Below are 11,654 nucleotides of genomic sequence, written 5' to 3' on the forward strand. Positions count from 1 at the left end.
TAGTTTTACTTTCTTTCGATGTGCTCAATCAGGAATGCTTAGAATAGCAGGGTGGTTTTGGCTCCTCGATCACTCCCGGAAGTCGCGAGGATACCGGAGTGAAAGCGGTCGTGATCCATTAACTTTCATCAGAAAGACAATGATTTGAAGCGATGTTGTGAATTATATTTAAAATTTAAGAATTCTTTAGGTTTGGCTGTCGGAGTCCGATTTTGATCCCACTCGATTTCGATTCCAGTAGGTGCCCGGGTTGGCCCGTTGACTGGTCAGAAACCCGGGGTGGGATCCAACCCGGGGCTTCTCCCAGAGACGGGGACCATTGGATTTCTCCTGCTTGATGTGTGCCGGCCGACTCGCTCGGAGAGACCCGAACCCGGGGGAGATTGGCCGTGAGCCTTCGCTTCGCGGCCCTCGACTCCAGTCTCCCGGTCGGCCAAGGGATGGTTCAAGAGCGCGGGGCGCCGACGCTGTCGCCGCGGACGATTTGCGCTGGCACGGCCAAAGCGTCCCGGTTGAAGGGGAAATTGCGGTCGATCCAGATGCGGACGTTGCGGGTGATGCGGCCGACCGAATAGTCGAAATGGGTCAGCCTCGGCCTGAACCATTCGAGGGACTCGCTGCCTGCCAAAACGATCGCTGAAACGTCATGGGGAATGGAGAGACGACGCTCACTGAGAAAGGATTGGATCGCCACGAATTCGACCCACGACATCGCGATGATTGCCGTGGGGACGCGGACGCGTGAGATCCTGGTGAGGACATTGAGGATGACGTCCGGGTCGTGTTGGGGTGCGGAAGGGGTGTTCCAGGATTCGTCAAACGGGATCCCCAATCCGAGGAAGGCATCACGGAAGGCATCGCGGATGCCCTTTTCGAGGCGCGGGAAGAGTCCGAACATGGGCATGCAAATGTGCTGGTGCCCGTAGCTGGCAAACTCGTTGATTGAATCAATGATCGGGCGGATCGGGTTCATCCCGATGGTGGGGATGGGGTGGGCGCCGGGTTCGCCGCCGATGAAAACCGTCCGCAGCTTGCGGCGGATGCTCCAGCGGGCGATGGCGGGCATCCCTCCGAAGATCACCAGGGCATCGGGTTCCTCGGTATCCGCGAGCCGGTCCCATTGGAGCCGCGGCTTCTTGGCGTCCTTGATCGGGATGACGTGATGGCGGAAATCCCAGTGGCGGTTTTCCATCCGCAGCCGCGAAAGGATTTCCAGCCGGGTGTGGGACATTTCCGGCAAGGTGTCGTTGGTGAGGCAGACCACCCGCAAGGCCCGGGCCGTGGGTTCCGGGGCGATCGACGTGGACTCGACCAGGCCGGGAGCGATGCCCAGACGCCGGCGGGGTCCATGGTAGACGAGGATCCCGCGCTCGAGCAGCCGGGCGGTGGCGGCCTGCAAAGTGGGGGGGCTTACCTGCAGCGAGCTGCACAAGATCCGGACACCCGGCAGCGTGTCGGTCCACAGGCCCTTCTCGAGGCCCGAGAGCAGGGCGCTTTCGGTTCGGTCCACTTGGGTGACTCGTTGCACCGGATCCATGCGTCTGAATAGCTCATCTGGACAGATTTTGTCCAAGCCAAACGGCTGACCGTGGCGCGTCAATCGCTACAGTGTCAGGCACTCGAGAGGTATCGGCCAATGGCTGAGATAAGCGCTCTGTATGCCTTTCGTGAATACACCGATTTACCCTCACGAAGCCACCGTGCTACGTGGCCGCCTGGCGGCCATCGCGCCTCCTGACCTTCCCGCCCTGACTATGATCATGAAGACCTGCCGCCGTTCCGGACATCGGGGAAACCCCGGCAAGCGTGGCTTTGCGCTCGTGGCCTCGCTGATGCTGATGACCCTGCTCATCATCGTGGCCGTCGGCCTGCTCGCCTTGTCGTCGATCGAGCTCAGAAGCTCGACCCGGGGCCAGGATCTGGCCCAGGCGCGTGCCAATGCCCGGCTGGCCGTGATGATGGCAATCAACCAGCTGCAGATGGAGCTTGGGCCCGACCAGCGGGTTTCGGCACCGGCCGATTTGCTGTCCGACGCGGTGCAGCCACATTGGACCGGTGTCTGGTCCACCCGGCGCAGCGACGGTTCTTCGATGTGGCAGCGTGATCCTGACACGGGCAGCCTGATCGATGGCCGCAACGAGGAGTCCTGGGATGCCGGGGAGCGGGTCGCGGCGTGGCTGGTCAGCGGAGAGGGTGATCCGCGTGACGCCAGCGAAGCGTCGGTCGAACTGGTGGGGAAAGCTTCCGCCGGCGACGAGGACGACGCTCTGGTTCGTGTGCCCTTGGTTGAACTGGGAGACGACGAAGCCGTCCGTGGCAAGCTGGCCTGGTGGACCGGCGACCTGGGGCAACGGGCCAATCTGGGCGTTGTCGACGCGCATGCCACGAAAGAACCGAGCCCCTTGTCTCCCGCCAACGGCGGCTACTTTCGGGGGATGACTTCGCAGCACGCTGATGCGGTCGTCATGGCGGGTGGCGCCGACCTGGAGGATGACGCCATCCCCAAACTCGCCTCGGGCGGCACGGTGGCGCTCGGGACCACCCCCGACTGGGCCCGGTCCCGCTTCCACGACTACACGGTCGATTCAGCGGGCGTGCTGGCGGATCCCGACGCCGGCGGCCTGAAGAAAGACCTGACCGCGTTCTTCGGGAGCGACGGCAGCGTGGCGCCGGAGGGCGAGGCTCCGGGCCTGAGCGATGAGGATCCGATTTTCGCGGATGCGGCCGATTCCCGCTACAGCGTCTCCGCACCCCGCTTCGGGGCCTTGCGCGACTGGGCGCGGTCCGAGGTGGCCTTCTCCGGCAAGAAGGTCGCGACCGTGGTTCCGCCGAGCGATTCGTCGGGCGGTCAGCAGAGCGAGGAATACGCGCTGTGCAACGAGGCGCCGGTGCAGATCAAGGGGGCGGTGAAGTCCGGCCTGCAGCCGGTGCTGGTCGAGGCGAGCAGCATGATGCAGATCAGCGTCTTCCAGGACCGCACCGAAAAGGCCAACGGCGGCGGCGAGGTGCCGATCTTCCAGATGCGGCAGCACAACTATCCGCGGGTGGTTCTCTGGAATCCCTACAACGTCGAGCTGGAGATGCAGCCGGCCATCGTGATGATCCAGGGCAACGGCCGCCAGGAGGTCTGGACCGACGACGTCGTCTACAACGCCGAAGGCAAGGAAACGGGAGTCACCAAGAAGAGCCAGTGGCTGTTTTTCGAAGGAGGGCGCAGCACTGCATTCGGTGGCGCGGGCATCACCCAGACCGAAGGCTATCAGGATCCCTACATCGGCTCCTATTATTACTCGATCCCGAAGACGACCTTCGAACCCGGCGAGTGTTTGGTCTTCTCCGCCGCCAGGTTGGCCGAGTACGATGGACTTAGTGTTTACCGGCCGGGTGCCTACGACCTGTCGAAGAACCAGCTGAGCTGCGAGGTCGCTCCCGATGCCTCGCGGAACTACTACATTTCGGCGGCGGAGATCAGCGGCGGGATGAAGAGCCGGCCGATCCGCTTCTGGTTCGATGCGACCCAGCTGTGGTCGACGGGCGGCCGCAATGGCATCGAGAACCAGAGCGATGACACGCGCGTGGTGATGAAATCGCTCGCCGGATCCGGGCCGGTGACCTTCGAGAGCTTCGATGCATTGCCCCAGCTTTCCTACCTGTCCGGGTCCTTGCAATACGGTGCCGGCCGCGAACCGCGCATCGCCTGGAACGTCAACAACAAGATGACCGTCGAGCTGCTCGGCAAGGAGAGCCCCAATCCGCGGGTTGAACCGGACGTGAGGACCCGTGACGGCATCCGCATGCGCTGGTTCGACGAACATCTCTCGAACCGCATGAACGCGGGGGCCCTGGTCAGCTCGCCGCAGTTCTTCGAGGAGGCATTGCTCGCGAACTGGAATCCCCGTGCCGGGTATGCCATGCGCTCGCCTTGGGAAAACCTCGGTGGCAGCTTGCCGAGCGCGGGATCCGGCGGCGGCCCCTGGTTCTTCGGCGCCTACACCCGCGACCTCTACGACCAGGCGGTCAGCTGGAGCGGGCAGGTCCCGGTTTATCGCAATGGCCGCTATCACGGCAATCCCTTCGGCCCGCCGCAAGAAGGGCAGGACCGCTACGTGGTCTTCGAACTCCCGCGCGACGAAACCGGCGTGGTGTCACTCGGCCAGTTGCAGCATGCCAAGCTTTCCGAGTTCGTCTGGCACCCGTCGTTCGCGGTGGGCAATTCGCTCGCCGACCCGCGTCTCGGCCTCGAAAGCCTGGACGGCACGGTGCCACCGAGCGGCTCTTCGAGCGAAGCCAAGCTCGGCGGCTTCCACCGCAACGCGATCGGCTGGGCGAAGGACTCGGAACGCGGCAAGGGCCGGGACGAATGGGCCGAGACGGGCCGTGCCCTGCTCCAAGGCGTGCCCGACAGCGACAATGTCGTCTATGATCTCTCCTTCGAGGTCAACCGTGGCCTGTGGGACCGGTTCTATCTCTCCAGCGGCGACTCCGCCGCAAAGCGCGCATTCCTCGCCGATCCGGTGGGCCACCCGCTGCCCAACGGCCGCATCAAGCTGGCGGCGGGCGTGGCCGCTCCGGAAGATGCGGGGGCACTCGAGGATTTCCACAAGTCGGCCTCCCACCTGATGGTGGACGGCGCTTTCAACGTGAACTCGACCCGGGTCGAGGCCTGGAAGGCGATGTTGGCGGCGACCCGTGACCTCGGCGGGGACGCCAGCCCGTTCGGACGGGTCCTCAATCCCGCGGGCGAAACCTTCAAGGAAGGCGACAGCGCGGACGGCGATGCGGCCTGGGCCGGGATCCGTGCCTTGAGTGACGACGAAATCGGGCGCTTGGCGGAGGCGATCGTCGACCAGGTGAAGCTTCGGGGGCCCTTCCTTTCGATGGCGGACTTCGTGAACCGCCGCCTGCGCAACGACCCGACCGGCCGGGCCGGCGCGCTTCAGGCGGCGATCGACCATGCCGGCATCAACACCGCCTTCAACGAGGAGTATCCCTTGGACAACAGCCAGTCGATCGGCGACTACAAGCATCCCGACAACATCAAGGACGCGACGCGGCTGGAACAGACCTTGAAGCCGGCGTCGAAGGCCTGGGGGGCTCCCGGTTACCTGACCCAGGGTGACGTCCTGCAAGTCCTGGGTCCGGCGCTGTCCGCTCGCTCCGACAGCTTTGTCGTCCGGGGTTATGGCGAGTCCACCGATCCGGGTGGCAAGGTGCTCGCCCGCGCCTGGTGCGAGGTCGTGGTGCAGCGGACGCCGGTTCCCCTCGATCCGGACTCCAGCTCGATCAATTCCGCGAGGGCCGGCGACCCGTCCGATTTCGGCCGCCGCTTCGATGTCGTTTCGTTCCGCTGGTTGCGTCCTGAAGAAGTCTGACTGAATCATGAATCTCTTGCTCCACTATCTGCTGGTGACCGTGTTGGTCTTCGGATCACCCGCGTCGAAAGCCCTCGCCCGAGACGAGGGGGAAGCTGCCGTCACGGCATCGTCGTCGAAGAACAAGCGCACGGTCCGCTTCCTCGCGGTCGGCGATCTTCCGCCATTCCGCCAGGTGGTGGAAAACGGCGTGCGGCGTGAACTGCCGCCGCCGGCCGGCAGCATCCCGCCGTCCAAGATCAGTCTCTCCCTTGCCGATGACGGGGAGTCCGAGCTCGGTTCGAGTTCGCTGCAGCTCGGTCGCGTATCCGCGCCGGTCGTCTTCGAAGAGGGGGCGGAGGACCTGGTCATCCGCGACGCGGCGGCGGGCGGAACCCCGTGGGTGAAGGTGAAGCCGCCGGAGAGCGGTGACTTCCTGGTCGTTTTGTTCCGGGATCCCGAGGCGAAGTCTTGGTCCCGGGCGAAGGCATCGGTGGTGCCGGAAGGCGATCAGCCTGGCAAGGCGACCGTCCTCAACGTGGCACCGGGTCCGCTGGCGATCGTTTACGGGGAGGACAAGATCGCGCTCGTGCCGGGCAAACCGCTGGTCCGCAACCTTGCGGGGGGCAAGCCGGTGTCATTCCAGATCGGCATGCCGGTGGCCGGAGGAAAGTTGAAGCGGGTGTCCTCGATGAGCCTGGAACAAGAAGCGGGCGAACGGACCTTCGTGGTCATCGGCCGGGCGGACGGGATCCAACCCCGGCAGCCGCTCAAGGTGACCGTCATCCGGTCCGCCGCGGAGTCCTGACCGCTGCGCGCGCCTTCAATCCCAATCTCGCCCATGGCGCTCCGATCCCCGGTCGGGGCGCTTTTTTGTGCATCGCCGATCCGCCTGAAGCTGAGGGCATCAGGGGCGGCCGGGAGGCCTTCAACGGCGCTCCGGCGGACGATTTCCGTTTGACTTGACCAAACGGTCAATTAGCCGTTCCGCATGCCTCCCCCGAGTAGCGCGCGTACGCGATTGCTGGAAACCATGGTCGATGCGATCTGGGAGCGCAGCTATGGCGCGGTCTCGGTGGACTCGATCTGCGAGCGGGCCGACGTGCGCAAGGGGAGTTTTTATCACTTCTTCAAATCCAAGTCGGCGCTGGCCGTGGCGGCGCTGGACCATCTCTGGGAGAACCACAGCCGGCCGGCGCTCGACGAGATCTTTTCCCCCGCGCTTCCGCCGTTGAAGCGCTTCGAGCGGCTGATGGAGTTCTGGTATCTCCGCTCGATCGAGTGCCTGCGGGAAAAGGGGCGCGTGCTGGGATGCCCGTATTTCAACCTCGGGGCCGAAACCGCGTCCGGCGAGCCGGAGCTGGCGGCCAAGGTGAGCGAGATCCTCGACACCTATCAGGGTTATCTCGAGGCGACCCTGCACGAGGGCAATGCCCGGGGTGATCTCACGATATCCAACCCGGCAGAAACGGCGGCGTGTTTGTTTTCCATGATCGAAGGCAGCTCGACGCAGGCGCGCATCCACAACGATCCGGAGCGGGTGCGCCATTTCTCCGATGCCTTCGGCCGGGTGATCGGCGCGGAATTGCACCCGGACCTGAGCGGGGTCCTGGACAAGGCCTGAGTCGCCCAAGCCACGAGTTTTACCAATCGGTCATTTTTCAGAATCATGAGTTCCTCCAACAGTTCTTCCCAAAGCCTCGCCTGGGCCGGTGTGGTCGTCGTCCTCGGCGTGACCAGCTGGTTCGGCTGGCGCACCTTGCGCGACGCCAAGCCGGAGTCGGCCGCCGGACCCGCCGCGGGCGGGCGTCCACCGAGCACGGTGATCGTGAAACCCGCGGTCCGGAAGGAGACCGTCGAGTCGTTGTCGGTGACCGGCACCCTGCGTGCGGTCCGCCGCGCGGATGTCGCCGCCCGCGAGGCGGCCGCGGTCGAGAGTCTGCTGGTCGACGAAGGGGATCGCGTCGAGGAAGGCGCCGTCCTTGCGAAACTCGACGGGCGACGGCTCGAGGCACAACTGCAGGAGGCGCAGGCGTCGTTGACCGCGGCGAGGGCGGAATTGGCACAGCGGGAGGCCGAACACGACCGGGCGATCAAGGACGAGGAGATGATGCGCGGCCTGTGGGAGGAGCGGGCGGTTTCGGAACGCGAGTTCCTCGACAGCGATCGCGAACTCAAGGTCGCCGCGGCCCGTGAGAATGCGGCGCGCGAGGCGATCGAGGCGGCGCAGAAGCGCTTCGACCTGATCGAGGTCCGGCGCGCCGATCTCGAGGTGAAGGCGCCGTTTGCCGGCAGGGTGGTGGCCCGCCACACCGAAGTCGGCGAGTGGGTCACCGAGGGCGCCGCGGTGGTCACCCTGCTTTCCACCGGTGAAATCGAGGCCTGGCTGCAGATTCCCGAACGCCACATCGCGGGGCTGAAAGCGGCGGCGCCGGATGCCGTCGAACTGCGGCTGCCCGGGCGGGCCGAACCGATCCGGGCCGACAAGTTGTCGCTGGTGCCCGACGTCGAGGGCCGCTCGCGCCTGTTCAACCTGATCGCCCACATTCCCGACCCGGACAACCAGCTGACCCCGGGATCGTCGGTCGAAGCGCGCGTCCCGCTGGGTAAACCGACCGAACATCTGGTCGTATCCGCCGACGCGGTCCTGAGCAGCTTTTCGGGGACCTTTGTGTTCGTTCCAGCCCCCGCACCGGAAGGTCCGCCGATGGCAAAGCGGGTGACTGTCGAGGTTTTGTTTGAGCGCGACGGTGAGTCCGTGCTCGCGGCCGGGGAACTGGAGGCAGGTGACCAGGTGATCGTCGAGGGCAACGAGCGTCTGTTCCCGGGCACGCCTCTCGACCCGCGGCCCTGGGAGGAGACCCGGGCCGAATCCAGCCCCGAAACCGCAGGCTCCCGCTGAGACCATGAAAGGAATCATCGAATCCCTGCTCCGCCAGCCGATCACCATCGCGGTCGGTACGATGCTTGCCGTATTTGTCGGCATCCTCGCGATCACCCGGGTGCCGGTGCAGATGACGCCGGAGGTCTCGTCGGTGGTCATCGCCGTCGTCACCAACTGGGAGAACGCTTCTTCGGACGAAATCGAGTCCGACATCGTCGAGGAACAGGAGAAGGTGCTCGGCGAGGTCACCGGCCTGAAGTCAATGATCAGCACCAGCGCCGCCGGCCAGGGAACGATCCGGCTGGAGTTCGAGACCGGCACCGACATCGCCAAGGCGAAGGAGGACGTGCTGCAGAAGCTGGACGAGGTGCCGGGCTATCCCGACGGCGTGCTGCGGCCGGTGGTCGAGGACATCGACCCGGAATCGGCGGACTACATCTCATGGACGGGTTTGTTCTCGACCGACCCGGCTTACGACCCGAGCCGGCTGTTCGACTTCATGGACCGGAGCATCAAGCCGCGGTTCGAACGGATCCCGGGAATGAGCGAGGTCGGGGTGCGCGGCGCGACGGCGTCGGAACTGCAGATCATCGTGGACCCGGTGGCGCTGGCCCAGCGCGGGGTCACCTACTCGCAGCTGCGTGAAGGCATCAACGCCGCCAACGCCAACTTCTCGGGCGGCAAGATCGAGCAGGGCAAACGCGACTTCCGGATCCGTGCGACGGGCCGCTTCGACACGCCCGAGTCGGCGGGCGAGATGATCATCTTCCGCGACGAGGCGGGGCCGGTCTATCTGCGCGATGTCGCGGAGATCCGCAACGACTGGAAGGAACCGACGTCCTGGGTTCGCTCGCGCGGGCACCGCGCCGCCTTCTTCAACTTCCAGCTCCAGCGCGGTGCCAACCTGCTGGAAACGATGAGCCTGCTGAAGGCCGAGATCGCCGAACTCAACAAGCCGGGAGGCTTGCTCGACGAGAAGGCACGCCAGCTCGGGCTCGATGGCACCCTCGAGCTGGTCCAGACCTACGACGCGTCCACCTACGTCGAGGACGCGTTCCAGCTGGTCCGCTCGAACCTCGTCCTCGGCGGCATCCTCGCGACCATCACGTTGCTGTTCTTCCTGCGCAGTCTCCGGGCCGTGGGGATCATCGCGATCGCGATCCCGGTTTCGACCATCGCCTCCTTCTCGGTGCTGGTGATGCTGGGACGATCGATCAACATCATCTCGCTGGCAGGCCTGGCCTTCGCCGTTGGCATGGTGGTCGACAACGCGATCGTAGTGATCGAGAACATCTTCCGCCACCTCGAGATGGGCAAGAAGCCGGTGCAAGCGGCCCGCGACGGAACGGTCGAGGTCGGCGGCGCGGTGCTCGCCTCGACGCTCACGACGGTTGTCGTTTTCGCGCCGATCCTGCTGATCGAGGAGCAGGCGGGGCAGCTGTTCCGCGACATCGCGCTGGCGCTGATGGCGGCGGTGAGCCTGTCGTTCCTGGTCAGCCTCACCGTGATCCCGGTGGCCTCGGGGAAATGGCTGACCGCCCACAAGACCAGCGACGAGCCCTCGTTGTTCGACAAGGTCTTCGGCTCGGCCTTCTTCAAGATCCTCGGCTGGCCATTCAAGCCGTTCGCGATCCTGTTCGTGAAGTTGCCCGACCTGGCGGCGAACGCGGTGAGTTTCCTGACCGCGACCTGGCCGCGGCGGCTCACGGTGATCGGGGTGTTCACCGCTGTGACCATCATCGGCACCCGGGTGCTGCTGCCTCCGCTGGACTACCTGCCAAAGGGCAACCGCAACCTCGTCTTCGGCCTGCTCTTTCCCCCGCCGGGCTACAATCTCGAGTCGCTGTCGAAGATGGGCGAACGGATCGAGGAAAACATCGAGCCGCTGTGGGAGGCGACCCCGGACAAGTATGGCATCGAAACGCGGCTCTCCGGCGGCGAGATGGTGGTGGAGGACAAGCGTCAGCCGGTGCCGCTTGGCGACGGTTCGGGAGAGTCGGTGGTGCCGCCGTCGCTGGAGAACTACTTCCTGGTCTCCTTCGAAGGGCGGGTCTTCCACGGCGGGATCTCGGCGGACAAGTCGAGGGTCGCCGACCTGATCCCGGCGTTCAACGCGGCGACCTCCGGTGCCGCCACCCCGGACACCTTCGCGATGGCCTTCCAGATGCCGCTGTTCCGGGTCGGCGGGGCGACCGGTTCCGCCGTGCAGATCGATTTCCGCGGGCGGGATCTCGACGCCGTCTCCGGAGCGGCGGGCGCGATGATGGGGGCACTGATGGGCATGCCCGGACCCCAGGCGAACATCACGCCGGCACCGCCGAATTTTTCATCTCCGCTCGATGAAATGCGGATCGTCCCGGACGACACGCGGTTGCGCGAACTCGACATGACCCGCTCCGACCTCGGGCTCGCGGTGCAGGCCGGCGGCGATGGCATCGTGCTGTTCCGCGACTACGAGCAGAATGGCGAACTCAAGGACATCAAGATCCTGACCAAGGGCGAGGAGGGCCAGCAGCCGCTCGACAAGCTGCTCGACCTGCCGGTTGCGACGCCGGGCGGGGAGATCGTCGACCTGCGCTCGATCGCCCGCCTCGATCGCGTCCAGGGTCCCGACCAGATCCGTCACGTCGACCGCCAGCGCGCGGTGACGCTGGAACTCACCCCGCCGCCGGGCGAGCCGCTCGAGACCGTGATCGAGAACGTCAACGGACTGGTCGAGGGGATGAAGGCCAGTGGCGCGATTCCTCCGGGGGTCGATGTCAGCCTGTCGGGCTCCGCCGGCAAGCTGGCGGAGATCAAGGACTCGCTGTTGGGCGACGGCACGCTGGTCGGCACCGTCGGCAGCAGCCTGTTCCTCGCCTTCGTGGTGATCTACCTGCTGATGGTGGTGCTTTTCCAAAGCTGGAGCTACCCGCTGGTCATCATGCTCAGCGTGCCGCTGGCGACCTTCGGCGGCTTCCTCGGTCTGGCGATGGTCCACAAGTGGAGCCAGCTGGACCGCCACATGCCGGTGCAGAACCTCGACATGCTGACCATCCTCGGTTTCGTGATCCTCGCCGGGGTGGTGGTGAACAACGCGATCCTGATCGTACACCAGGCGCTGAATTTCATGAATGAGGAGAAGATGGATCCCCTGCAAGCGGTGGTGGAAAGCGTCCGCAGCCGGGTGCGTCCGATCCTCATGTCGACCCTGACCTCGGTCGGCGGGATGCTGCCGCTGGTGCTGATGCCCGGCGCGGGCTCCGAGCTGTATCGCGGTCTTGGTGCGGTCGTGGTCGGCGGTCTCTCCGTCAGTACGGTGTTCACCGTATTTCTTGTCCCCGCGGTGCTGAGCGTGATCTTCGCGCTCAAGAATCCCGATGCCGAGCCAGCCGCCGAGCCGGTCACGGCGTGATCGTCAGCTCCCTTCCGACCATGCG

The 11,654-nt window shown here is 65.2% G+C and carries 6 protein-coding genes; 5 read left to right on the top strand and 1 reads right to left on the bottom strand.

Annotation, left to right across the window (positions count from 1 at the left end; genetic code table 11):
• Nucleotides 1-445: 445 nt before the first annotated feature.
• On the bottom strand, nucleotides 446-1,510 hold the full coding sequence (locus tag IG178_RS26090) for a substrate-binding domain-containing protein (protein ID WP_193210886.1): 1,065 nt from the start codon (nucleotides 1,508-1,510) through the stop codon (nucleotides 446-448).
• A gap of 250 nt (nucleotides 1,511-1,760) precedes the next feature.
• Between IG178_RS26090 and IG178_RS02340 the strand changes: the two genes are divergently transcribed.
• The 5 genes from IG178_RS02340 (at nucleotide 1,761) to IG178_RS02360 (ending at nucleotide 11,629) form a co-directional block, all read left to right on the top strand.
• Nucleotides 1,761-5,372 carry a hypothetical protein gene (locus IG178_RS02340; protein WP_193210887.1) on the top strand — a complete coding sequence of 1,204 codons (3,612 nt, stop codon included), beginning with the start codon at nucleotides 1,761-1,763 and terminating at the stop codon, nucleotides 5,370-5,372.
• Nucleotides 5,373-5,379: 7 nt separating this feature from the next.
• Entirely contained in the window at nucleotides 5,380-6,159 is a 780-nt protein-coding gene (locus IG178_RS02345; RefSeq protein WP_193210888.1) for a hypothetical protein, read from the top strand.
• 183 nt (nucleotides 6,160-6,342) lie between these two features.
• A complete protein-coding gene (locus IG178_RS02350; RefSeq protein WP_193210889.1) occupies nucleotides 6,343-6,975 on the top strand; it encodes a TetR/AcrR family transcriptional regulator in 633 nt (210 codons plus the stop codon).
• Nucleotides 6,976-7,020: 45 nt separating this feature from the next.
• Nucleotides 7,021-8,253, top strand: a complete 1,233-nt coding sequence (locus IG178_RS02355; RefSeq protein WP_193210890.1) for an efflux RND transporter periplasmic adaptor subunit — start codon at nucleotides 7,021-7,023, stop codon at nucleotides 8,251-8,253.
• A 4-nt stretch (nucleotides 8,254-8,257) separates the two neighbouring features.
• A complete protein-coding gene (locus IG178_RS02360) occupies nucleotides 8,258-11,629 on the top strand; it encodes an efflux RND transporter permease subunit (protein WP_193210891.1) in 3,372 nt (1,123 codons plus the stop codon).
• Nucleotides 11,630-11,654 lie beyond the last annotated feature (25 nt).

The sequence above is a fragment of the Neoluteolibacter marinus genome (assembly GCF_014904755.1).
Classification (GTDB): Bacteria; Verrucomicrobiota; Verrucomicrobiia; order Verrucomicrobiales; family Akkermansiaceae; genus Haloferula; species Haloferula marina.